Origin of the sequence: Thermus neutrinimicus, from assembly GCF_022760955.1 — a bacterium.
Taxonomy (GTDB): Bacteria; Deinococcota; Deinococci; order Deinococcales; family Thermaceae; genus Thermus; species Thermus neutrinimicus.
Map to the genome: position 1 here is coordinate 13,853 of NZ_JAKTNU010000003.1, position 21,861 is coordinate 35,713.

21 protein-coding genes are annotated in these 21,861 nt (G+C 65.0%); 6 read left to right on the plus strand and 15 right to left on the minus strand.

All coding sequences use genetic code 11. The annotated features are described in order from the left end of the window. Positions 1-2,586 (plus strand): arsenate reductase (azurin) large subunit, encoded by a 2,586-nt coding sequence (locus L0C59_RS03295; protein ID WP_243089794.1) that lies wholly within the window; start codon positions 1-3, stop codon positions 2,584-2,586. Positions 2,587-2,765: 179 nt separating this feature from the next. After that, positions 2,766-3,710: a YbgA family protein gene (locus L0C59_RS03300; protein ID WP_243089795.1), complete on the plus strand. Its 945-nt coding sequence runs from the start codon at positions 2,766-2,768 to the stop codon at positions 3,708-3,710. On the opposite strand, the gene fni is transcribed toward L0C59_RS03300, so the two are convergent. The 9 genes from fni to L0C59_RS03345 are packed head-to-tail and all read right to left on the minus strand — an operon-like array spanning position 3,688 to position 12,229. Then, the gene (fni, locus tag L0C59_RS03305; RefSeq protein ID WP_243089796.1) at positions 3,688-4,701 is read right to left on the minus strand and encodes a type 2 isopentenyl-diphosphate Delta-isomerase; all 1,014 of its coding nucleotides are present in this window, start codon (positions 4,699-4,701) and stop codon (positions 3,688-3,690) included. The genes L0C59_RS03300 and fni overlap by 23 nt on opposite strands. Next, the gene (gene crtI / locus L0C59_RS03310) at positions 4,698-6,266 is read right to left on the minus strand and encodes a phytoene desaturase family protein (RefSeq protein WP_243089797.1); all 1,569 of its coding nucleotides are present in this window, start codon (positions 6,264-6,266) and stop codon (positions 4,698-4,700) included. Before crtI ends, fni begins: the two co-directional genes overlap by 4 nt. A gap of 45 nt (positions 6,267-6,311) precedes the next feature. Beyond that, positions 6,312-7,352 carry a glycosyltransferase family 2 protein gene (locus L0C59_RS03315; RefSeq protein WP_243089798.1) on the minus strand — a complete coding sequence of 347 codons (1,041 nt, stop codon included), beginning with the start codon at positions 7,350-7,352 and terminating at the stop codon, positions 6,312-6,314. Then, positions 7,349-8,017, minus strand: a complete 669-nt coding sequence (locus L0C59_RS03320; protein WP_243089799.1) for a lysophospholipid acyltransferase family protein — start codon at positions 8,015-8,017, stop codon at positions 7,349-7,351. Before L0C59_RS03320 ends, L0C59_RS03315 begins: the two co-directional genes overlap by 4 nt. Beyond that, positions 8,014-8,715, minus strand: a complete 702-nt coding sequence (locus L0C59_RS03325; RefSeq protein WP_243089800.1) for a lycopene cyclase domain-containing protein — start codon at positions 8,713-8,715, stop codon at positions 8,014-8,016. The genes L0C59_RS03320 and L0C59_RS03325 overlap by 4 nt, the downstream gene beginning before the upstream one ends. After that, positions 8,712-9,878, minus strand: a complete 1,167-nt coding sequence (locus L0C59_RS03330; RefSeq protein WP_243089801.1) for a cytochrome P450 — start codon at positions 9,876-9,878, stop codon at positions 8,712-8,714. Before L0C59_RS03330 ends, L0C59_RS03325 begins: the two co-directional genes overlap by 4 nt. Then, entirely contained in the window at positions 9,875-10,057 is a 183-nt protein-coding gene (locus L0C59_RS03335; RefSeq protein ID WP_243089802.1) for a hypothetical protein, read from the minus strand. The genes L0C59_RS03330 and L0C59_RS03335 overlap by 4 nt, the downstream gene beginning before the upstream one ends. A gap of 50 nt (positions 10,058-10,107) precedes the next feature. After that, the gene (locus L0C59_RS03340) at positions 10,108-11,355 is read right to left on the minus strand and encodes a cryptochrome/photolyase family protein (protein ID WP_243089803.1); all 1,248 of its coding nucleotides are present in this window, start codon (positions 11,353-11,355) and stop codon (positions 10,108-10,110) included. A 25-nt stretch (positions 11,356-11,380) separates the two neighbouring features. Continuing rightward, on the minus strand, positions 11,381-12,229 hold the full coding sequence (locus L0C59_RS03345) for a phytoene/squalene synthase family protein (protein WP_243089804.1): 849 nt from the start codon (positions 12,227-12,229) through the stop codon (positions 11,381-11,383). A gap of 106 nt (positions 12,230-12,335) precedes the next feature. Here L0C59_RS03345 and carH point away from each other — a divergent pair, with 106 nt between their 5' ends. Genes carH through L0C59_RS03360 form a run of 3 tightly spaced genes read left to right on the plus strand, consistent with a single transcriptional unit; the run spans position 12,336 to position 14,620 of the window. After that, entirely contained in the window at positions 12,336-13,172 is an 837-nt protein-coding gene (gene carH / locus L0C59_RS03350; protein ID WP_243089805.1) for an HTH-type transcriptional repressor CarH, read from the plus strand. Next, positions 13,169-13,756, plus strand: a complete 588-nt coding sequence (gene ldrP / locus L0C59_RS03355; RefSeq protein ID WP_243089806.1) for a transcriptional regulator LdrP — start codon at positions 13,169-13,171, stop codon at positions 13,754-13,756. The genes carH and ldrP overlap by 4 nt, the downstream gene beginning before the upstream one ends. After that, positions 13,757-14,620 carry a complex I NDUFA9 subunit family protein gene (locus L0C59_RS03360; protein ID WP_243089807.1) on the plus strand — a complete coding sequence of 288 codons (864 nt, stop codon included), beginning with the start codon at positions 13,757-13,759 and terminating at the stop codon, positions 14,618-14,620. Here L0C59_RS03360 and L0C59_RS03365 read toward each other — a convergent pair. The 6 genes from L0C59_RS03365 to L0C59_RS03390 form a co-directional block, all read right to left on the minus strand. Then, positions 14,610-15,815: a YeeE/YedE family protein gene (locus L0C59_RS03365; protein ID WP_243089808.1), complete on the minus strand. Its 1,206-nt coding sequence runs from the start codon at positions 15,813-15,815 to the stop codon at positions 14,610-14,612. The two genes, L0C59_RS03360 and L0C59_RS03365, sit on opposite strands and share 11 nt — an antisense overlap. A 101-nt stretch (positions 15,816-15,916) precedes the next feature. Next, positions 15,917-16,468 (minus strand): DOMON domain-containing protein, encoded by a 552-nt coding sequence (locus tag L0C59_RS03370; RefSeq protein ID WP_243089809.1) that lies wholly within the window; start codon positions 16,466-16,468, stop codon positions 15,917-15,919. A gap of 15 nt (positions 16,469-16,483) precedes the next feature. Then, a complete protein-coding gene (locus L0C59_RS03375) occupies positions 16,484-16,927 on the minus strand; it encodes a hypothetical protein (RefSeq protein ID WP_243089810.1) in 444 nt (147 codons plus the stop codon). A 9-nt stretch (positions 16,928-16,936) separates the two neighbouring features. After that, positions 16,937-17,329 (minus strand): hypothetical protein, encoded by a 393-nt coding sequence (locus L0C59_RS03380; protein ID WP_243089811.1) that lies wholly within the window; start codon positions 17,327-17,329, stop codon positions 16,937-16,939. A gap of 128 nt (positions 17,330-17,457) precedes the next feature. Continuing rightward, positions 17,458-20,643: a molybdopterin-dependent oxidoreductase gene (locus L0C59_RS03385; RefSeq protein ID WP_243089812.1), complete on the minus strand. Its 3,186-nt coding sequence runs from the start codon at positions 20,641-20,643 to the stop codon at positions 17,458-17,460. Between the two features lie 9 nt (positions 20,644-20,652). Beyond that, positions 20,653-21,504 carry a 4Fe-4S dicluster domain-containing protein gene (locus L0C59_RS03390; protein WP_243089813.1) on the minus strand — a complete coding sequence of 284 codons (852 nt, stop codon included), beginning with the start codon at positions 21,502-21,504 and terminating at the stop codon, positions 20,653-20,655. A gap of 137 nt (positions 21,505-21,641) precedes the next feature. On the opposite strand from L0C59_RS03390, the gene L0C59_RS03395 reads away from it, so the two are divergent. Continuing rightward, positions 21,642-21,839 carry a hypothetical protein gene (locus tag L0C59_RS03395; RefSeq protein ID WP_243089814.1) on the plus strand — a complete coding sequence of 66 codons (198 nt, stop codon included), beginning with the start codon at positions 21,642-21,644 and terminating at the stop codon, positions 21,837-21,839. Positions 21,840-21,861 lie beyond the last annotated feature (22 nt).

Sequence of the window (21,861 nt, forward strand, 5' to 3'; positions counted from 1 at the left end):
ATGGCGCTTATTCCTAGAAGGGACCAGCTTCCCATTCCCCCCAAGAACGCGCGGGTGCACAACACGGTGTGCCAGTACTGCAACGTGGGGTGCGGCTACAAGGTGTACGTTTGGCCTGTGGGCGAGCAGGGCGGCCTGAAGGCCAACCAGAACGCCTTTGGCGTGGATCTGTCTCAGCCTCAGCCTCCTTTGGCCGGGCAAAGCTACACGGAAACCATGCATGCCATCACCGTGGGCAAGGACGGCCGCCAGTACCACGTGGTGATCGTGCCCGCCAAGGACAGCCCCATAAACCGGGGCAACTATTCCATCCGCGGCGGTACCAACGCCCTCACCGTGTGGAGCCTGGACCGGGGTACCCAGGACCGCCTCCTCTACCCCCTCCTGCGGGTGGGGGATCTGTTCCAGGCCATCACCTGGCAGGATGCCCTCACCCTGGTGGCAGGGGTCATCAAGGGTATCCGCGACCGGGATGGCAACGACGACAACATTACCGTGAAGGCCTACGACCATGGGGGCTCGGGCCAAGGGTTTGAGGATAACTACGGAGCGGGCAAGCTGTTCTTCGCCGCGCTTTCCGTGAAGCACATCGCCATTCACAACCGGCCCGCCTACAACTCCGAGGTCTGGGGTAGCCGCGAGCGGGGGGTGCACGAGCTCAACTACACCTACGAGGACGCTCGGCTGGCTGACACCATCGTTCTCTGGGGAGCTAACACCTATGAAACCGCCACGGTGTTCTACGTGGAGCACATGCTTCCCAACATCCAGGGGAACACGGTGGCGGAGAAACAGCAGGTCTTCGACCGCGGTGAGCCTGCCGAACCTGGCTACCTAATCGTAATAGACCCGCGGAAGATCTCCTCCTACACCATTGCCGAAACCGTGGCCAAGGACCGCGTGCTCCTCCTGCGCCCCAACTTGGGCACGGACTACATCTTGGCCAACGCCATTGCCCGGGCAGTCTGGGAGCGGGGCTATTACGACATGGCTTACCTCGAGGCCCGCACCGACATGAAGCTTTTCGAGGAGTACAAGGAGAAGAGCCTCAAGCTTCGGGTGCCCTATGGGGAGTTCATGGCCCAGGTGGAGCGGATCACTGGGGTGCCCCGGGCCCAGATTGAGAAGGCCGCGGACTGGATCGCCAAGCCCAAGGCGGGCAGGTTCAAGCGCCGCACCCTCACCATCTACGAGAAGGGCATCATCTGGAACATGAAGAACTATGACCAGGTGGCGGCCATCGTGCAGCTGGCGGTCTTCACCCATAACATCGGCCGCCCCGGCACGGGCTGTGGCCGTCAAGGCGGGCACCAGGAGGGTTACGTGCGGCCTCCTGCTCCCACCCCGGGCTCCATCTACCGGGGCGGCCCTCCCGTAAACGTGGACAAGTTCCTCACCGATGGTAAGGGCAAGTTCTACTGGGTGATCGCCACGGACCCCTACCTTTCCACCCCTAACGCCCAGGTTTTCCGCAAGCGCATCCAGGAACGCACGGAGAAACTCACCAAGGCTCTGGGCGTGGGCGGGGAGCCTGGCTCCATCCAAGAACTGGTAAAGAAAATTTTGGACGTGCTCTACTCCGACCCGGATGCCCTCTTCATGGTGGTGCAGGACATCTACATGACGGAAACCGCCCGCGATGCCCACCTGATCCTGCCCGCTGCTGCCTGGGGTGAGGCCAACGACACCTCCATCAACTGCAATAGCCGCCTGCTTCGCCTCTACGAGAAGTTTATGGACCCGCCCGGCGAGGCTAAGCCCGATTGGGAGATCTTCAAGCTGGTGGGGCAGCGGATCGCCGAGCTCTACCGCGCCGAGGGCAAGGCCCAGGAGGCGGCCAAGTTCGAGTTCGGCAAGAACTGGAAGACGGACGAGGATGTCTTCCTGGCCGGGGCGGAGGAGTTCAAGGATAACCGGGTGAGCGAGGAGGACGAGGCCATCCTGGAGCCCGAGAACTACAAAGGGGTCACCTACAAGTTCCTCAAGGAGGTAGGGCAGCAGGGCATCCAAACCCCTGTGCGCCGGGACCCCAAGACCGGGAAGCTGGTGGGTACCGTGCGCCGCTACACCCACAAGTTCGGCACCCCCGACGGCAAGTTCAAGTGGTACGGCACCGACGACTGGGAGGGGTACCCCACTGAGGTGGCCAAGTACCTGGAAGGGGAGAAGGCCAAGCAGTATCCCTTCTGGGTCACCACAGGGCGGGCCCAGACCATCTGGCAAACCGCCTACCACGACCGCCACTTGCCGGAAAAGGTTACCGCCTTACCCCTGCCCTACGTGGAGGTCCACACCGAGGATGCCAAGAAGTTTGGCCTGCAGTCCGGGGACCTGGTGGAGGTTTACAACGAGGAGGGTAACGGCACCTTCCTGGTGTACGTGACCGATGCGGTAAAGCCTGGCATGCTCTTCCTGGTCATGTACCACTGGCGGGGTACTTCCAACTCCTTGGTCTCCGGCTACACCGACCCCAAGACCACCATCCCCTGGTACAAGGGGACCCGGGCCAATCTGCGCAAGCTGGCGGGAGCCATCCCCTCCGTGCAGCAGACGGCAAGCCTCCTGCAGCAGAACAAGTTTGACTAAGCCCTAACGCTCGCCTATCCCCGCCCCCTTTGGGGGCGGGGGCCTCCTATCTCGGCTGGAGGAGTGGTACCGCGGGGGAAGCCCCAGGGGGCCAAGGCGGGGCCCTTTTAGGGTTTAGGGAGGGGCTCTCCATGGTGGGGGCCACGTTTGGCCTGGGATGGCCGTGGAACAATGGGTCCATGGATGGGTTTTGGCCCCGCCCCAGGGTGGTGGTGAGCGCCTGTTTGGGTTTTGCCGCGGTGCGCTACTCGGGGGAGCTTATTCCGGATCGGCTGGTGGCGGCCTTGCGGGAGCATGTGGATTTCGTGCCCATCTGCCCGGAGGTGGAGATCGGCCTTGGGGTGCCGAGGCCCACCGTGCGCCTGGTGCGGACGGGAGGGGGGCTCCGCATGCTCCAGCCCCTAACGGGTGAGGACCTTACGGAAAGGATGGAGGTTTTCAGCCGAGGGTTTCTCTCTTCCTTGGGCGAGGTGGAGGGGTTTATCCTGAAAAACCGCTCCCCCTCCTGTGCCCTCAAGGACGCCAAGGTGTACGCCCATGCGGATCAGGGGGGAGCCGTGGCCCGGGGTCCTGGGCTTTTTGCCCGGGCGGTGGAGGAGGTCTTTCCCCTGTTGCCCAAGGAGGACGAGGGGCGTCTTACCAGCGCCCGCATCCGAGGCCATTTCCTCATGCGCATCTTTGCCCTGGCTCGGCTTCGGCGTGTGGACGATCTCCCTGGCCTCATGGACTTCCACGCCCGCTACAAGCTTCTCCTCCACGCCCACCATCAGGCGGCAACCAAGGCCTTGGGAAGGCTGCTGGCAGAGGCCAAGGGAAAGCCCTTTGGCCAGGTGCGCCAGGCCTATGAGGAGGGCTTCTTGCGGGCTACCCGAACCCTCTTCCGCTTGCCGGCCATGGCCGATGCCCTGCTCCATGCCTTTGGGTACTTCAAGAGGGGCCTATCCCCCAAGGAGAAGGCCCACTTCCTGGACCTCCTCGCCGGCTTTCGGGAGGAGAGGGTTCCCTTCGAGGCCCCCTTAGCCCTCCTCCAATCCTGGGCCAAGCGGTTTGGCGAGGAGTACCTGGAGGCCCAGGCGCTCTTTGAACCCTACCCGAGGGCCCTCATGGACCTGAAAAGCTCCTAGGCTCTATGCGGCCGCGGGCTTCCTTGGGGTTTGCGGCCCCGATGGCGAAGAGGGCGGTGCGCATCTCCTGGAGGTAGTCTTCCAGGTAGGCCTGCACGGCCCTTGGCCCCTCCAGGGCCGGCTTTAGGAGGGGCCTGGCCACCGCCACCAGGTCCGCCCCCAAGGCTAGGGCCTTCACGGCATCCGTACCCGTGTACACGCCCCCGGAGGCGATGAGGGGGATGTGGGGCATGACCTCCCGCACCTCGAGGATGGCCTGGGCGGTGGGGATGCCCACCTCGCAGAGCTCGGGGTGGCGCACCTCCCCAAAGCGCACCCACTCCTCCACCCGGGCCCAGCTGGTGCCCCCGGCCCCGGCCACGTCTAGGGCGGCCAGGGGCAGACCCTTAAGGGCCAAGGCAGCCTCCCGGCCAAGCCCGTGCCCCACCTCCTTCACCAGCACGGGGAAGGGGAGGGGCAACATCGCCTCCAGGATGCCAAGGAGCCCGCGAAAGTCCGTATCCCCCTTCTGCACGGCCTCCTGGAGGGGGTTCACGTGAAGGGCCAGGGCATCCGCCTCCAGGAGCTCCACCAGCCGGATCAGGTCCTCCCGGCGGTAGCGCCTTAGCTGGGCTAGGCCCAGGTTGGCGATGAGGAGCACCGAGGGGGCGATTGGCCTCACCCGAAAGCTCCTCAGGGCCTCGGGGTGTTCCAGCGCCACCCGGCTCGAGCCCAGCATCATCCCTACCCCCATGGCCTGGGCGGCCTCCGCCAGGGCCAGGTTGAGGCGCTCCCCCAGGGCCTCCCCTCCGGTCATGGCCCCGATGAGGAAGGGGGCTTTCAGGGTCTTGCCCAAAAAGGGGGTGGAGAGGTCAACCCCAAGGAGGCTAAGGCCGGCCAGGGCGTGGTAGCGGAGCCGGTAGTGCTCGAGGCCCGTGGTAACCCGCTGGTAGGCCACCTCCCCTTCCAGGCAGGCCTCCAGGTGCTTGCGCTTTCTCTCCAAGGTGTTCAAGGGGTGGCCTCCAGCAGGGCCTTGGGAACCCGTTCCAGCCCCAGGTCGTGGGCGATGAGGCGGGCCGTCATCTTGGCGGACATCATCACGCTGGGTAGCCCCGCTCCCGGTTGGTAGCTTTGCCCCACCAGGTATAGCCCCTTCACGTCCTCCGAGCGGTTGTGGGGGCGGAAGCTGGCCGTCTGCCACAGCACGGGCTCGGGGCCGAAGGCGTTGCCCAGGTGGCTATTCAGGGTCCACTGGAAGTAGTCGGGGGTGACGAAGTGGGCGTAGACCAGCCGGTCCATGAGGCCGGGCAGGTAGCCGGCCTCGTCCAGGTAGCGCAGGGCCTTTTCCAGGTACTTGGGCCCAAGGGTATCCCAGTCCAAGCCGCTTCCGTTGTGGGGCACGGGCACCAGGGTGTAGGCGGCGTGGTGGCCTTCGGGGGCCAGGCTGGGGTCAGTGAGGGTGGGTAGGTGCAGGTAATGGGCGAAGTCCTCAGGGAGCACCCTGTGGTGGAAGATGTCCCTGAGAAGCCCCTCGTAGCGCTCGGAAAGGAGCACGTTGTGATGGCGGAGATTTTCCCCCTCGTCCCCCCGAGCCCGAAAGCCAAAGTAGGCCACGAAGAGGCTCATGGAAAGCCGGGTGCGCCTAAGCCGCCAATCCCCATGCCAGCGCCGATCCTCGGGGGCCAGGAGCTCGGCGTAGGTGTGGATGTAGTCGGCGTTGGAGACCACCAGGTCCGCCTCCAGCTTTTCCCCGCTTTCCAAAACCACCCCCTTCACCCGGCCCTTGTGGGTAAGAATGCGGCGCACAGGGGCTTGGTAGCGAATCCTCCCCCCCAACTCCTCCAGCTTCCGCACCAGGCCCTGCACCAAGGCCCCGGTGCCCCCCATGGCGAAGTGCACCCCCCAGTTTCGCTCCACGAAGTGGATCATGGCGTAGATGGCGGGCACCGAGAGGGGGTTTCCCCCCACGAGGAGGCTTTCGAAGGAGAAGACCCGTTGCATCTTGGGGTTTTTAAAATACTTCCGCACGAAGGTGAAGAGGGGGCGGACCGCATCCAGGCGGATGAGGTCCGGGGCCACCCGGAGGAGGTCCAGGAGGCTTGCGAAGTGGGTGAATCCCAGCTCCAGAAAGCCCCTCTGAAAGATGGCCTTTGCGTCCCGCTCAAAGCGCTGGTAGCCCTCCAGGTCTTCTGGGGCCAGGCGGCGGATCTCGGAGATGAGGTGGTCCCGGTCGTCCTTGTAGTCAAAATGGGTGCCGTCTGGGAAGTGGATGCGGTAGAAGGGGTCCAGGGGGACCAGCTTCACGTAGCGGGAGGTGTGGGCGAGGTCATCCTCCTCTGGAAAGTCGGGGTAGAGCCTGGGGTCCCCCGGACGGGTGGCGAAGAGGTCCTCCAGGAAAGGGGGCACGGTGATCACCGTGGGCCCCATGTCGAAGGTGAAGCCCTCTGCCCGGTGCACCCGGGCCCTTCCCCCGGGGCTGTCCAGTTTCTCCAAGACCAGGACCTCGAGGCCCATGGCGGCCAGGCGGATGGCGGCGGAAAGGCCACCCACACCGCTTCCGATCACGAGGACACGCATAGGAAAGAGTCTATCCCGTTTCCCCTGGCAAACCTGGGTTTCCGCCTACACTATGGGCCTTCCCTTCCACCGTTTCCCGGGAAGGAGGGCCTGGAGGTAGATGGGGAGGAGGAGGACCGGCGCCAAGGGGGTGAGGAGGGCCGGCCACCAAGGCCCCCCCAGGGCCGCTTGCAGGAGAAGCCTTTCCCCAAGGCCCAGAAGCCCCAAATCCGGCCGTCCCAGGAGCCAAGGGAGGGTGTATAGGGCCAGATGGTAAAAGGCCGAACCCCACAGGATGGCAGGGTTTTTCAGGTGGATCTCCAGGAAGTTTTTGCCGAAGCCCTCCAGGGCTTCCCCATAGCTCCGGTACATGCGCACCCGGAATAGCCCCGTGCCCAAGGCCAGCCGGTAGCTGGGGGCCTTGCGGGCCAGGGCCACGTCCTCCAAAACCTCCCCCTTCACCGCCTCATGCCCCCCTAGGGCGAAGTAGGCTTCCCGGCGGAAGGCCAGGACTTGGCCGTTGGCCACCCGGAGGCGCTCGAGGAGGGGGTGGGGCAGGAAGGAGAAAAGCCCGCCCATCACAAAGGGGACCACGGCGCCCACGGAGGGGTTCTCCACCTCCTGCCGGGGCAGGGCCGAGAGGAGGGGGCTATCCCCTAGGCCGGCCAAAAGGGCCCCCAAGGCTCCCTCCTCCCAGACCACGTCCGCATCGGTGAAGATCAGAACCTCCCCCTTGGCCTCCTGGGCCAGTTGCCAGCAGGCCCAGTTCTTCCCCTTCCAGCCGGGGGGTGGAGGGGTGCCGGGGAGGAGGCGGAAGGCAGGTTGGCCCTGGCCTAGGGTCTGCGCCACCTGGGGGGTGCCGTCTTGGGAGAGGTCGTCTAGGACCAGGACCTCGAGGGCCCCCTGCCTAAGGAGGCTTGGGAGGCTACGGCGGAGGTTTTCCGCCTCGTTGCGGGCCGGAACCAGGATGGAGGCCGTGGGCCTTGGGGGGGTGGGGGAGGGCCTTAGGCGGGGGAAGCGGAGGAGATTGTAGAGGAGGGCCAGCCAGCGCAAGAGGAGGAAGAGGAGGACGCCAAAGAAAAAGTCAAACTGCGAAAAGGGGCTCATAGCCGTTTAAGGGCCTCCACCCACGGGCGTACCCTTTCCTCCAGGCTTTGCCTACCCCTCAGGGCCTGTTGGAATCCTGGGGGGAGGGCGCGGGGATGGGTGTCCTGCAAAAGCCCATCCAGCTGCCGCAGGAGCTCTGCCAAGGCCCCCTCGAGCCCAGCCCCGGGAGGAAGGGGTTCCCCCACCAGGAGAAAGGCCTCGGGATGGGAGAAGCCCCGCACCACCACCCGGGCGGCCACGGGGAGGAGGGGCACCCCGGCCCTTTGCGCCAGCCATGAGGCCCCAGGCCGCAAGGGGGCCAAGGGCCCGGGGTAGCGCAGGGCGCCTTCGGGAAAAACCGCCACCCACTCCCCTCGGCCAAGCCGCCGCAAGGCCTCCCGCAGCTGGCCCGTTCCCAGGGCCCCGGCCAAGGAGAGGACGGGAAAGGCCTTCAGGTTCTCCTCGGCCACCAGGAGGCTTGTGGGCCTTCCCGCCAACCGCCCCAGGAGCCAGACCAGGTGGCCGTCGTAAAAGCTATGGTGGTTCATGGCCAGGACCAAGGGAGTCTTGGGAAGCTCTCCCCTCAGGTAGACCCCCCGCAGGTTCCCCTTGAGGCTACCCAGGAGCAGGCCCTCCACCACCCCCTTGAGGAGGCGGGCAAAGGGGCCATGGGGTTCCCCGGTCATCGCAGGCGCCTTAAGGCCTCGGGGTGCCAGGCCAGCAGAAGCCCTTGGACCACGGCCAGGTTGGTGAAGAGGAAGAAGACCATCTCCTCCAGGGGCAGGCCCCAGGCCTTTAGCCCTAGGATATAGGCCTCGGAAATCCACCATATCCCTTCCTGGGCGATGGCGAAGTGGTCCGCTCCCCAAAGGTAAAGGGTGGGTAAGGCCACCCCAAGCCCAGAGGGTTTCCACCAAGCCACCAGGAGATCCCCTGCAAAGGCCCACTGCAGGAGGAAGACGGGGGAGAAGTAGGCCAAGATGAGGCCCAGATAGAGAAACTTCCCTCCCAAGGCCAGGAGGAGCACCCCTAAGGCGGTCACCAGGAGCCAGATCCCTCCGCCCACCACCCGGGCAAGCCCCGGCCCCGCCGGGGGGGGTGCCCCGGCCAGCCTGAGGAGCAGGGCCCCGGTCAGGAGGGGCTGGAGGAGGAAGAAGAGGTATTCCTCGAGGGGAACGTAGCCGATGCGCAGGAGGACCCGCCCCTCGGGGTACCCCCATACCCCCTTCCACACCAGGTAGTTGTCCCAAGGGGTGGTGTAGGCCAGGGCGATGAGGGGCATGAGGAGGTAGGCCCAAAGCCTGGGCGGCCTGGGCCTGGCCCACAGGAGCAGGGCGAGGAGGGGAGGAAGGAGGAAGAACAGGTGGAACTGGAGGTAGGTCATGCCCCTTCCAAGGTAACCCAAAGCCCCCCTTTGGGCCTAAGGGTAACCCCGGCCTGCACCTGGGCCTTGGGGAGGGGAGGGAGCCGGAAGCGCCGGAAGAAGGCCCTAAGGGCCACGGTCCCCTCCAAGAGAGCGAAGTCCCGCCCCAAGCAAAGCCGCCTTCCCAGGCCAAAGGGGAAGTACCGCCCGCTGGGCCGGCCGCTGTCTTCCAGGAAACGCTCCGGCAAGAAGGCCTCGCCGTGGGGAAAATGGAGGCGGTGGGTCACGTAGGGGGAGAGCACCACCGTGCTCCCTTTGGGGAGGACATCCTCCCCGAGCCTTAAGGGGGTTTCTGCCTTTCGGGTGAGGATCCAGGCCGGCGGGTACAGGCGCAGGGCCTCCAGGAAAGCCGCCCGGGCGTGGGCCTCGCCGTGGGCCACCGCCTCCTGCCATTGGGGCCTATGGGAGAGGAGGTAGAGGCTCCAGGTGAGGGCGCTGGCCGTGGTTTCGTGCCCCGCCACCAGGAGGGTGATGGCCTCGGCCAAGGCCCTATCCCTGGGAAGCGCGGAAAGGGGGGGAAGGGAGATCAGCCCTTCGGCCTCCTTCAGGAGGGCCCCCCGCACCCTTTGGAAACGCCACTCCGCCCAGGGGTTGAGGCGGGTGAGGGGGTGCTGCATGCGCGCCATGATCCGTTCCAGGGCCGCGAGGGCCAGGGTGGCGATCCTTTCCGGCAAGGGCCTTCCCCAAAGGGCCCTACCCAGAAAGCGCAGGGAGAGGGCCAGCATCTCGTGGTCCAGTTCCCGTCGTTCCCCGGACCGCCAGGAGGCGAAGAAGGCTTCCGCCTCCTCCTCCTCGAGGGCCTCCCGGTAACCCGCCACGCTCCTAGGGAGGAAGGGCTCCTTGAGGAGCTTGCGCGCCTTTTGGTACTCCTCCCCCCAGTCCGTGAGGAGGCCCCTTCCCGTCAGGCGGGCGAGCTCTTGGTACTGAAAGGTGGCCTTGTTGTCGGTGGTGTGGAGCACGAGTTCCACCCCTTCCGGGTCAAACACCAGGAATAGGGGCATCCCCGGCAGGGGGAGGTGCAGGCGGGAATGGGCCCGTCCCCAACGGAGGAGGGTGTCCAGGGGGTCATCCCGGAGCCCCTTGAGGTGGGGGAGGGCCTGCCGGAGGCCCAGGGTGGGGGTCATGGGCGCCGGACCAAGGGGCAATACCCCGTTCGGGCCATGAGGAAGGCGAAGAGGGCAAGGCCCAGGAAAAGCCAGGTTTCCGGCCTGACCACAGCGAGGACCAAAAACAGCAGGGACATTCCGTAACGCAGGAGGCGGACGGTCTTCAAGGCCCTGTCGGGATCCCTAACCCTGAACATGGGAAGAGGCTAGCATGGCCCAAGGCCCAGGGGTGTAGGCCCTGCTACCCTTATTGGCCCGCCACCAGGGCCAGGTACCTCCTTCGGGCTTCCCCCAGGTCCACCACGGGGTTTTGTGGCTCGTAACTTGGGTACTCTGGGGCAAAGCGCCTCCGCCAGCTGCCGTCGGGGTCGTGGCGCTTTCCCTGCTCCACCAGGTTGAAAACCCGGAAGTAGGGGGCGGCGTCCACCCCCAGGCCTCCCGCCCACTGCCAGCCTTGGAGGTTTTGCGGGGTATCCCCGTCCAGGAGGAGTTCCTTGAAGGCCTTTTCCGCCCGCTTCCAGGGGAGAAGCAGGTACTTCACGGCAAACTGGGCCACGCACATCCGGGCCCGGTTGGACAGGAAGCCTGTGGCCCAAAGCTCCCGCATGGCGGCGTCCACCAGGGGCACCCCGGTCTTTCCCAGAAGCCAGGCCTGGAAGAGTTCCTCATCCTCCCGCCAGGGAAAGGCGGCGAACCGGGGGTCTAGGGGGGTTTCCCGCATGTGGGGGAAGTGGTAGAGGAGATGGTAGGAGAAGTCTCGCCACAGGAGCTCAGAAACCCACTTTTTTGCCCCTTCCCCGCCCCTTTTCAGGGCCTCCCAGGCGGCCTGGCGGGGGGATAGGACCCCTAGGGTGAAGTAGGGGGAGAGCCTCGAGCCCCCCTCCCCATCCAGCCGGTCCCGCCTCAGGTGGTATTCCCCAAGGCCCGCCCGCAGGAAGTGTTGGAGCCTTTTCCAGGCGGCCTCCTCCCCGGCCTCGGGGAGGGGGATGCTTGCCACCTCCTGGGGAACCTCGCCTTCCTCCGGGCCCTGGGGCAGGGAGTCGGGGGCCGGCAGGGGGGGTTCCACCCCCTGGAAGTGGCGGCTAAAGGGGGTGTAGACCCGGTAGGGCCTGGGGAGGTCGGGGGGGATCAGGTGGGGGGCGGGGAGGAGGTAGAGGGGAACAGGGAGGGCTTCACGCACCCGCCCGTCCCGGTGGCGGCCATAGGGGGTGTAGGACCTGAGGGCGTACACCCCCTTGGCCCGAAGGCGTTTCGCCGCCTCTGGTACCTTCTCCCAGGGGTAGCCCTCTAGGACCCAAAGGCTTCCTCCGCGCCTGCGGTAGGCTTCCCTCAGGGCGCGAACGTTCTCCAAAAACCAGGCCCGGCGCCGGGGCGTGGTCCTCAGGTTGTTGGGGTCCAGCACCACCAGGCCAACCACCGGTCCCTGGGACAGGGCCTCGAGGAGGGCGGGGTGGTCGGCAAGCCTGAGATCGGCGCGGTGCCAGACCACGTACATGGGCCCGAGGTTAGCCTCCCTGGGCCTAGGCTTCCGTAGCCGGTATCCCACTCCGGGAAAGCCTCAGGGCCTGCGGCAGAAGCCCAAGCCGCTCCCAGGGCTTCAGGTGGGCCCTCTGGCTCAGGTTGTCGTAACCGGAACGGCGCAGCTTGTCCAAGATGGCCTGGTACTGCAGGGCAGCCAAAGCCACCGCGGCCCTGCCCACCCGGAGGTGATGGAGCCCCTTTAACCCTTCCCGGTAGAGGTGGCGGGCCCGATCTTCCAGATAGGCCATCAAGTTCCGGTACTCCGGCGTGATCCGGCCTTGCTGCAGGTGGGCTTGGGATACCCCGAAGCCTTCCAGGAGTTCCGCGGGCAGGTAGATGCGATCCCGCCTAAGATCCTCCCCCACGTCCCGCAAGATGTTGGTGAGCTGCATGGCCTGGCCCAGGAGGATGGCTCTTTCCTCCGCCTCCCTTCCCCCTCCGGCGATGGGGACCATCATCCGGCCCACGGTGCCGGCCACCTGGTAGCAGTACCCCATAAGCTCCTCCTCTGTCTTGAGCCGCACCCGGCCCAGGTCCAGGGCAAAGCCCTCCCGCATGTGCCAAAAGGCCTCTTGGGGGATGGGCCACCGCTCCAAGGCCCAGGCCAGGGCCTTCTCCCACTCCGCCACCGGCTTTCCCCCATATGCCCTCTCCACCCCTTGCCACCAGGCCGCCAAGGCCTCCTCCCCCGCCCCAGGTCCGTCCACGGCCTCGTCACCAAGGCGGCAGGCGGCGTACACGGCCCAGGCTCCCTTCCTTTCCTCCCGAGGGAAAAGCAGGCTTCCCCAGTAGAAGGTGGCGGAGTGGAGGCGCAAAAGGGTTCTGATACTGGGCCAGTTGGGTTCCATACCCCTTCAGGCTGACCCTCGAGGCCAATAGAGACTTTTGTCCTGACCACAGTCACAACTAGGACACATACTTGACATAGCTTGTACATCCCTTTAGACTAAGGCCATGACCCGCCCTGGGGTGTACACCATCGCCGAGGTGGAGGCCATGACCGGCCTTTCCGCCGAGGTGCTGAGGCAATGGGAGAGGCGGTACGGTTTTCCCAAGCCGGAAAGGACCCCCGGCGGCCACCGCCTTTACCGGCCCGAGGATGTGGAGGCCCTCCTGGTGGTCCGCCGTTTCCTGGAGGAGGGAGCCACCCCTCAGGCGGCCATCCGCCGGTACCTGACCCAAGAGTCCCGGCCCGAAGGGCTTCCCCAGGAGCTTCTTGCCGCCCTTCTGGAGGCGGACCTCCCCCGGGCTGAGGCCCTCTTTCGCCGGGGGGTCAAGCTCTTGGGTCCGGAAGGGGCCCTAAGGGGGCTTCTGGTGCCCGTGCTCAAGGAGGTGGGGGAGGGCTGGCACCGGGGGGAGGTGAATGTGGCCCAGGAGCACCTGGCCACCCAGTTCCTCCGTTCCCGGCTTCATGAGCTTTTGGACCTGGCGGGGTATCCCCGGGGTGCCCCCATCCTGGTCACCACTCCCCCGGGGGAACGGCACGAGCTTGGGGCCATGCTGGCCGCCTACTACCTGAGGCGGCGGGGGTTTCCCGCCCTGTACCTGGGCCCCGACACCCCCCTTCCCGACCTGGAGAACCTCTCCCGGGAGCTTGGGGCGAGGGCGGTGGTGCTTTCCGCTTCCCTCTCGGAAACCCTAAAGGCCCTTCCCCAAGGGGCGCTGGGGCGCCTAGCCCCAAAGGTGTTCCTGGGGGGCCAAGGAGCGGATGAGGCGATGGCTAAAGGTTTGGGGGCCACGTACGTGCCGGACCTGGAGGCCTTGCTCCAGGCGTTGGAGGAGGAAGCATGAAGAGGCTTAACCGTAAAGAGGTGGTGTTCCTGGCGGGCGACCGGGCGGATACCCTGTACCGGCTTCGGGAGGGCTTGGTGCGCATCGTGGAGCTTCTCCCCGATGGCCGGACCCTTACCCTGCGCCACGTCCTTCCCGGGGATTTCTTTGGGGAGGAGGCCCTGGAGGGCAAGCGCTACCGCTACGCGGCCGAGACCATGACCGAGGCGGTGGTGGAGGGGTTGGACCCCAAGGGGATGGACCACGAGGCCCTGCACCAGGTGGCCCGCAACCTGGCCCGGCAGATGCGGCGGGTGCAGGCCTATGAGGCCCACCTGCAGTCGGGGGAGCTTCGGGCCAGGATCGCCCGTTACCTGCTCTTCCTGGCCGACACCCCCGCCTCCTTCCGGGATGAACAGGGCCTTTTCGTGACCGCTTCCCATGAGGAGATCGCCGACGCCACGGCCTCCACCCGGGAGTCGGTGTCCAAGATCCTTTCCGATATGCGGTACCAGGGCCTGATCGCCACCGCCTACCGCAGGGTTTATCTCCTGAACTTGAAGGCCCTGGAGCAGGAAGCCCAAGGGATCCTCGAGGCGGCCTAGATGCGGGTCTTGGTGGTGGGGGGAACCGGGTTCGTGGGCCAGCACCTGGTCCTCCGCCTCCTGGAGGGGGGCCACACTCCCCTGGTCCTCTCCCGTTCGGCCAGGAGCCTGCCCCAGGGCGCGGTCCATATCCCCGGGGACATCACCCGGGAGGTACCGGACCTGGAGGGGGTGGAGGCCGCCATCTACCTGGCGGGGATCATCCGGGAGAGGGGCCAGACCTTCCGGCAGGTTCATGTGGAGGGGGTGGAAAACCTCCTCCGGGGCCTTCGGCAAGCTGGGGTAACCCGCGTCCTCCACATGTCCGCCCTGGGGGCAAGAAGGGGGACGGGTAGCCGCTACTACGAGACCAAGGCGGAAGGGGAGGAACTGGTGCGGGATAGCGGCCTGAGCTACGCCATCTTCCGCCCCAGCCTCATCTTTGGCCCGGGGGATGAGTTTTTTGGCCAGGTGCTTAGGGGCCTCGTCTGCGGGCCCTGGCCCTTCCTGCCCCTGATTGGGGATGGAAGCTTCCCCTTTCGCCCCGTCTACGTGGGGGATGTGGCCGAGGCCTTTGCTGGGGCTTTGGAAAGGGGCCTCGAGGGCACCTTTGACCTGGTGGGGCCCAAGGAGTACACCTTCCGGGAACTTCTCCAGCTTTGCCAGGAGGTCTTGGGCCGATGGAAGCCCTTTCTCTCCATCCCCCTCTTCCTCATGGACTGGACCATTCCCTTCCTTTCCCTCCTCCCCTTCGCCCCCATCACCCGGGACCAGTACCTCATGCTCAAGGAGGGGAACACCGCTCCCTTTCCCGAAGCCCTAAAGGACCTCCTCCCGGCGCCAAGGACCCTGGAGGAGGTCCTACCCGCCTACCTCAGGTGCTAGGCAGGCCCCTTCCCGCCCGGCCCTCGTTTTCCAGGCGGCAGGCAGGCCTAAGCCGCACCCCGAGGGCTGTGCCCAGGAGGGCGAAGACTCCCCAGAGAGGGCCGTGGAGGCTGAAGGAGGCGGTGCCCCCCAGGTAGGCCCCGATGTTGCAACCCCCTGCTAGCCGGGCGCCGTAGCCCATGAGCACCCCTCCCAGGAAGACCCCCAGGTGGGTGGTCCAGGGGATGCGGCGCAGGTCCTGAAGCCTAAAGGCCCCGCCCAGGGTGGCCCCCAGGAAAGCTCCCAGGAAGACCCCGAGGTTGGTCACGCTGGTGGGGTCTTTGAGGATGCTCTGCCCCAGCTTTTCGGCGAAGGCCGGGTTGTTGAAGAGGGCCCAGTCCATCACAGGTATCCCCAGAAGTTGGGCCAGCTTTCCTCCCCAAAGGGCGAAGGCCGCCGTTACCCCCCAGGGGCGGCCCAATAGGAGGAGGATAAGCAGGCTCCCCAGGGCTAGCACCGCGGCACCCCCCACCAGGCTCCAGGGGCCGAAGAGGGGATGGGTGGCTTCCCCTTGCCAGAGGGGTACCAGCTGGCCCGTCCGCCTTTTCTCCAGCCCGGAAACCAGGAGGTAGAGGAGGGCCAGAAGGCCCATCCAGAGGAAAAGGCCCAGGTAGGGGGAGGAGAACCAGGTGAGGGCGCTACCTGGGTTCCAGGCGGGAAGGGCCTGCCAGTAGGGAAGGTGGTACACCCCCAGCAAAGAGCCTGCCATGAAGCCCAAAAGAACCAGAATCCCTCGGGTGTCCCCGCCTCCCGTGTGGTAAAGGGTACCGGAGGCGCATCCGTCCCCAAGCTGCATGCCGATGCCGAAAAGGAAGGCCCCCACGGCGAGTGCGATCCCGATGGGTACCACAAATCCCTGCACCGCCTGGCCAAAGGCCTCCCCCTGGGCTAGGAAGGGGAAGAAAAGCAGGCTGGCGAGGGCAAAGAGGAGGAAGTGGGCTCGCAACAAACGGCTTTCCCCCGTGAGGAGAAAGCGTCGGAACCCCGAGGCGAAGCCAAACTTGGCGTGGAATAGGGCTAGGCCAAGGAGGATCGCCACCCAGAAGGCCAGGACCAGCCTGGTACCGGAAGCCAGCCATATGGCGTAGGAGAGGCCTAGGGCTCCCAGGAGAAAAAGGCCCAGATAAAGGGGTTGGATGGGCTGCGGCCGGTTCATGCCTTCTATAGTACCCATGAGCCTGTAAAAGTCAAGGGTATATTCTTCCTGATAGGGTAACGGGCCTGGAAAAGGCTTCCAGGCCCGAAGGGTAGAGCCCCTTAGAAGATGAAATCCTCGAGGTACCAGCGCTCGGTCTTCTTGTGCTCCTCCTTGGGGTCCATCTTCCCGGCATAGGCCAGCATGACGAGGATCTTCTTGCCGGGCACCATCTCCACGTCGGTGGCTTCCCCAGTCTTCAGCTTGCGGCTGAACTCCACCACCCAGGTGTCGTTCTCGTACGTGGCCGCGGCGGCCAGGATGGAGTTTTTCCCTCCCTCCTTCTCGTCGACCACCGGGGCACCCGTGCGCTTAACCTGGTACATGTCCAAGGCCACCAGCTTGCCCGCATCCATGTAGAAGAGGTACTGGTCAGCTCCCTTCTTCTTGTCGCCCTTTTCCGGCAGGAAACCGATGCCAATCCAACCCTTGCTCTTGCCCTCGAGGGCCAGATACAGGGTGTCCCCCACGATGCTCCAGTAGAGGGTGATGCCGCTCTTTTCGTGCCTATAGGTCTTGGCGTACTCCCCGGGCGCAATCCTGCCGTCCACCTTGGGAGCCTGGGCCCCCGCCACGCCTAAGGCCAACACCAGAAGCCAGATCCATCGTCTCATCTTTCCATCACCTCCCTAGTCCCTTATGGTGATCCCCACCACGAAGGCCACCGCGCCCACGTGGGTATGGGCCAAAGCCGCAAGTACCGGCCGGCTTCCCTTGAAGGCCTCCAGAAAACCGGCCAGGCTCCAGAGGCTAACCTCCGCATCCTGGGCGTTCCAGACCAGGTGGTAATAAGCCCCAAGAATCCCGGTGAGCACGCTTACCAGCATCCAGAGCAGGAAGGGGTAGCGCACCCACTTGCCCCGATGGAAAAACATGAGAAGGGTCAGGGGGAATCCCACCAAGGACACAAAGAAGGGGATCTTGCTCTGCCAGGTTTCCGTCCAGTGGTCCAGGATCCAGTGCTCCATGCCATAGAAGACAAAGCCCACCATGGCGATGAGGAGGAAGATGGAGCGCAGAAACTCTAAGAGCCTTTCCTCCTCGGTTTTGGCTTTGATCAGGGCTTCTACCATGCCTGTCTCCTATCTGGCCCGGTAGATGGCCAAGAGCCCGGTCACGCCCATGTGGGTGAAGGCCATGGCGGCCAGCACCGGGCGGCTTCCCGCCATGGCCTCCATGGCGGCCTCAAACTCCCAAGCCACCTCCCCCTCAAAGTTCCAGAGCAGGTGGAAGTATGCGCCCAAGACCCCCGTGAACACCGAGGCCCACATGGTGAGGATATAGGCCCAGCGCAACCAGGGGGTCTTGCGGTCAAAGAGCACCCAAAGGGTGAGGATAAACCCCGGGATGGCCACGAAGAAGGGAATCTTGCTCTGCCAGGTTTCCGTCCAGTGTTCTAGCAGGAGTAGCTCCACCGGGTACATCACCCATCCCACCAGGCAGAGGAGAAGCATGACCAGGCGGATAAACTCCAAGGCCCACTGGGTTGGGGTTTGTGCGCTTCTAAAGGCGGGTATCACGGTTCACCTCCCTACCCCTGTCAAAAGCCTAGCATGGGTATCGCAGGAAGGTTGTCCCCCGGGGGTGCCCCCGGGGGACATCCTTAAACGGGGATCAGATTGACCCGGGTTTCGTAGAAGACCACGCTCCCTCCCACCACGTCGGTGAGGGCCATGTCCTTGAGGTAGGGGTCCAGGCGCATGGCGGCGTTGGCGTGCACGCCCTTGGCCCGCCTGGGGTCACCTTTGATCACCTGGCCGTTGATGACCATGTCGCTGGCCCCATAGGCCCAGTGGCCAAAGCCCAAGGGGAAGGCCACGCAGCCTGGCCTGAGGCCCTGCACCACCTTGACCTTGCCCACCATGGGTTTTTTGCCGAAAGGCCCAAGGTCCCACTCCCCCTTGGGGTTGGTGGCGGAAACCACCTTGACCAGCTGGCCGTCCCGTAGGCCAAGCCGTGCCGCATCCTGGGCGTTCACCAGGATTTCGTTTTCGGGTTTTATGGCCAAGAGCCAGTAGTTGCTGATGGTGCGGCTCTTGGTCTGGAGGATATCCCGATGGGTGAGGAGGGTGAGGCCATACCCAGGGTCCCTAAGGAGGTTCCCCAGAACGTCCCGGTAGGGGAGGAAGTAGGCGGGCAGGGGCCAGTACGGTTTTCCCGTCATGGGGTGGAGGGAGAGGGCCTGTTTTTCCAGGAAGAGGTTGACCTGTTTCCCGTAGCGGTTAGCCACCAGGTCGCCCGGGGCGTAGGCCTTGTGGAACTCCTGGAAGCGCCCGCCCCTGTTCAGGAGGTACACGGTGCGGCGGAAAAGGCCTGGGTCGCCGATGGCCTTTTGCCAGCGTTCCTCGTCAAATACCGAGGGGGGAAGGTGGCGGCGGGCCTTGCGGAAGACCTCGAGCTCCTCCTCACTGGCCTCGGGAAGGGCATCCGATCCATCTGCTCTCTCCCCAAAGGCCAGGTTGGCGGCCAGTTTCAGGTAGAAGTGGTCGGGGTGGGTGAAGGGCATGCCGTTGGCGAACCCCTTTTCCCCGAAGCCCGGCAGGCCCAGGTGTTCCGCCAAGGCCAGGAGGAAGCTCTCCAACGAGATGGGCATCCTCTCGCCAAAGACCTCCACCTCTTCGGGAATAGGGGCGATGGCGGGTTGGCGAACGGGCTGGACCTTCCAGATGATGGAGGGATGGCTGCCGTGGAACTCCCAGCGCTCCAGATAGGTGAGATCAGGGATGATGTAGTCGGCGAAGAGGTAGGTGTCCCCCACCACGATGTCAAAGGCCACGATGAGGGGGATCTTGTCGGGGTCCAGCATGGCCTGGATCTGTTCGCCTCCCCCAGGCAGGGCATAGGCGGGGGAGCCCATGTAGTGGAAGAGGATCTTCACGGGGTACGGGTAGCCCTGGGCAGCCGAGGGCAGGATCTCCTGGTAGACGTCGGAGGCATGGGGGTACCAGGGGCGCTTGGCGGGGAAGCCCTCAAAGAGGGTGGTGTCCTCGTACTTCACCTCGTGGCGGATGATGCTGATGCCAAATGGAGCCAGGGGTTTGGGGTGGAGCCTGCTCATGGGGAAAGGACCTCCCGCCTTGCCCCCGGTGATGTCGTAGGTGCTGGCCTGTACGGATCCACCCTGGTGGTCAAAGTTGCCCAAGAGGGCGTTCACCGTAAACCAAGCGAAGGCGTTGTAGAAGCCGTTGGTGTGTTGGCTGGCCCCGCGGTGGACGTCCACCACCGCCTTTTTGCCGTATTGGGCTAGTTTTTCCGCCAGAAAGCGGATGTCTTCCTCCTGCACCCCAGCGAAGGCTGCCCAGGTCCGCACCTGGTGCCGGAAGGCTTCTTCCCTGATGAGCTGGAGGGCGCTCTTTACCGGGATGCCCTGCAAGGTGGTGTTTACCCAGAGATCACCGAAGACCGGCTGCTTCTCGTCATTGGGGTTAAGGGCTACAGGGCGGCCCTCCTGGAGGACTACAGGGGCGTCCAGCTCCACCTCCTTGTCCCCTACCTGGGCCTTGGGTTTGGGAAGGCCCAGGTCGCTGGCCCGAAGAAGCCTTTCCGGCCTGCCGTCCTTGAGCTTGACCAGCCAGGTGGCGTTGGTCCAACTGGATTCGCCCATGGCCTTGGCGGCGGCCTTGTTGGCGGCAGAGAGGAATCGGCTATCCACCTTGCCCCATTCCATCAGAAGCCGTATCACCCCCATGGCGATGGCGGCGTCGTGGCCGGGCTTGGGGGCGATCCAGCGGCTGGCGCCCTTCACCGCCTTTTGCGCCCGGGGGTCCACGATGGCGTACTCCAGCTCCCCCTTGCTGGCCCTTTCCGTGATCCAACCTACCCGGAGGGGAGGACCGTAGTTCCCTTCAAAGACGTTGGCCCCCACGAACACCACGAAGCGGGCCTTGGACAGATCCGCCTGCCAGTAGAACTTGGCCCCGCCCGACCAGGAAAGCTTGCCGGAAGCGTCAAAGGTGGGTTGTTCGCTCATGGCCTTGCCGGTGAAGTACAAGGAGCCCTGGCAGACGGTGGTGTGGCCGTGGAGGTTTAGGGTGCCGAAGCTTTGCGAGAAGAACCAGCGGATGAAGTCCGAGCGGCCCGCCTTGAGCCTGCCCCAGGCGAAGACCACCTGGTTGTTCTTGGGGCCGAGGTCGGGGTGGTCGGGGTCGATGAGGGTGTGGAGATGTTCCTTGAAGTCCTCCTTGAACTTCTCCACCAGAGCCCTTTTCTTCTCCCGGTCCTTTTCCGCCCAGATGGCCCTCACCGCCTGGGCCATCCGGCGCATGACCTCGGGGTCCCTAAGGGCCCAGAGGTCTTTAAGCCCGGGGTAGACCCTTTCGTCCCCCAGGTGGGCAAAGAGCTTGCCCCCCTCGGCAATCTCCTTCACCGCCTGATGGAAGGGAATCTCTTCCCACTTGCCGCTTCCCCGGGGGCCAGCCCGCTTCAGCACCTTGCGGATACGGTAGGGGTCGTAGGCGGTTTGGATCCCCGCCTGGCCCTTGGGGCAGAGGGCGCCGTCCACCTTGGCCAGGGTATGGAGGTCGGTGGTGAGGGGCAGGTGGGGGCGGAAGGTCCAGGGGGAAAGGGGGTTGCCGTCGATCTTGCTGGCCACGCCCTCGTAGAGCTTCACCTTGATGGGGCAGCCGGTGTTGCACTGGAGGCAGCTGGAGTAGATCGTGTTCTCAGGGAGCTGGATCTCGTAGGCCTCCATGCCATGGGCGCTTTCCTCCTGCAGGGCAAGACCCACAGGACCCAGCAGGGCGCCTGCACTGGAGAGCTTCAAAAGCTCGCGCCGGGAAATCTTTTCCATAGGTACCTCCTACACCAGGTAGTAGACCCGCGGCTTGGTGCCCGCTTCCTCCTTTAGGCGCATCACATTGGGTTGTTTGATGAGCTGCGAGACCAAGGAGGAGGGATCCTCGAGGTCCCCGAAATAGGTGGCCCGGCCGATGCAGGTGACCACGCACTGGGGCAAGAGGCCCCGCTCAATGCGGTGCAGGCAGAAGTGGCACTTGCGCACCTTGTCCATGGGCCCCGCCTCGTCGTCCCGGTTCACCTTCTTCCCCCACTCGTACACCGGGAGCTCCTCGTAGGGCATCTGCCCTTGGCCGGGGGTGTTTTCCGTCCAGAAGTACCCGTCGTCCTTGTGGCGGGAGTTGTAGGGGCAGGGGGGGATACACTTTTCGCATCCCACGCAACGCTCATAGTCGATCTCCACAATCCCGTCCTTCCGCTTCCAGGTGGCGTCGTAGGGACAGGCGGGAACGCAAGGGGGTTCATCGCACTGCATGCAGGGTTGGGGCACGAAACGGTAGGTGACCTTGGGGAAGACACCTATTTCCTGCTCGCTCACAGGCCGGTAAACCACCCCTGGGGGTAGGCGGTTTTCCGCCATGCAACTCACCGTACAGGCGTGGCAGCCCACGCACTTCCGGAGGTCGATCACCATTCCCCAGCGCCGGTTGGGGTTCTTGAGGGCCCGCTCCAACTCCTTATGCATCCGCAGAAGGACGTCCTCCTCCTCCGGGGTAGGGGGTGTGGCCGGGGCCTGGGGCAGGCCCTGGGCCAAGCCGGGTGCCACCATGGAGGCGAAGACAGCGCTGGCCATCTTGGTCAGAAAGCGCCGCCGCTCCACGGACGACTCCGGATTTGTCCGGATTTCCTGATCCATCCCTCACCTCCTCTCGTCCTTACGCTAAGGAGGCTTGGTGGGGCCAGGTAGCGGTGTGTGGACGGACATTCCTGTCGGATGAATTTCCGACAGCCCACGGGACATCTATACCCCTTAGCCCCGTTATTCTGGGAGTAATGGGATTAGGCTGGCTGGGACTTCTTCTCCTGGTGGGTTGCCGCGGCCTTCCGGGGGTGGCCCTGGTTCTGCCTTACGCCCTGAAGGTCCAGGAAGGCGAGGCGCGAGGGGTGGTGGCGGGGATGGGGTCGCCGGGGGGGCTAAAGCCCTATCGCACCTTTAACAGGGGTGGGGAAGGGCTTTGGGGATCAGGGTAGGGGTATTGGGACGGCGTACCTG

Bases quoted from the DNA above. Each gene is read 5' to 3' on its own strand.
- L0C59_RS03330 (WP_243089801.1), bottom strand. From the start codon at position 9,878: ATGACCCCCACCCTGGGCCTCCGGCAGGCCCTCCCCCACCTCAAGGGG.
- L0C59_RS03360 (WP_243089807.1), top strand. From the start codon at position 13,757: ATGCGGGTCTTGGTGGTGGGGGGAACCGGGTTCGTGGGCCAGCACCTG.
- L0C59_RS03390 (WP_243089813.1), bottom strand. From the start codon at position 21,504: ATGGATCAGGAAATCCGGACAAATCCGGAGTCGTCCGTGGAGCGGCGG.
- L0C59_RS03340 (WP_243089803.1), bottom strand. From the start codon at position 11,355: ATGTACGTGGTCTGGCACCGCGCCGATCTCAGGCTTGCCGACCACCCC.
- L0C59_RS03370 (WP_243089809.1), bottom strand. From the start codon at position 16,468: ATGAGACGATGGATCTGGCTTCTGGTGTTGGCCTTAGGCGTGGCGGGG.
- L0C59_RS03300 (WP_243089795.1), top strand. From the start codon at position 2,766: ATGGATGGGTTTTGGCCCCGCCCCAGGGTGGTGGTGAGCGCCTGTTTG.
- L0C59_RS03315 (WP_243089798.1), bottom strand. From the start codon at position 7,352: ATGAGCCCCTTTTCGCAGTTTGACTTTTTCTTTGGCGTCCTCCTCTTC.
- carH (WP_243089805.1), top strand. From the start codon at position 12,336: ATGACCCGCCCTGGGGTGTACACCATCGCCGAGGTGGAGGCCATGACC.
- L0C59_RS03375 (WP_243089810.1), bottom strand. From the start codon at position 16,927: ATGGTAGAAGCCCTGATCAAAGCCAAAACCGAGGAGGAAAGGCTCTTA.
- L0C59_RS03345 (WP_243089804.1), bottom strand. From the start codon at position 12,229: ATGGAACCCAACTGGCCCAGTATCAGAACCCTTTTGCGCCTCCACTCC.
- crtI (WP_243089797.1), bottom strand. From the start codon at position 6,266: ATGCGTGTCCTCGTGATCGGAAGCGGTGTGGGTGGCCTTTCCGCCGCC.
- L0C59_RS03385 (WP_243089812.1), bottom strand. From the start codon at position 20,643: ATGGAAAAGATTTCCCGGCGCGAGCTTTTGAAGCTCTCCAGTGCAGGC.
- L0C59_RS03325 (WP_243089800.1), bottom strand. From the start codon at position 8,715: ATGACCTACCTCCAGTTCCACCTGTTCTTCCTCCTTCCTCCCCTCCTC.
- ldrP (WP_243089806.1), top strand. From the start codon at position 13,169: ATGAAGAGGCTTAACCGTAAAGAGGTGGTGTTCCTGGCGGGCGACCGG.
- L0C59_RS03335 (WP_243089802.1), bottom strand. From the start codon at position 10,057: ATGTTCAGGGTTAGGGATCCCGACAGGGCCTTGAAGACCGTCCGCCTC.
- L0C59_RS03365 (WP_243089808.1), bottom strand. From the start codon at position 15,815: ATGAACCGGCCGCAGCCCATCCAACCCCTTTATCTGGGCCTTTTTCTC.
- L0C59_RS03395 (WP_243089814.1), top strand. From the start codon at position 21,642: ATGGGATTAGGCTGGCTGGGACTTCTTCTCCTGGTGGGTTGCCGCGGC.
- L0C59_RS03295 (WP_243089794.1), top strand. From the start codon at position 1: ATGGCGCTTATTCCTAGAAGGGACCAGCTTCCCATTCCCCCCAAGAAC.
- L0C59_RS03320 (WP_243089799.1), bottom strand. From the start codon at position 8,017: ATGACCGGGGAACCCCATGGCCCCTTTGCCCGCCTCCTCAAGGGGGTG.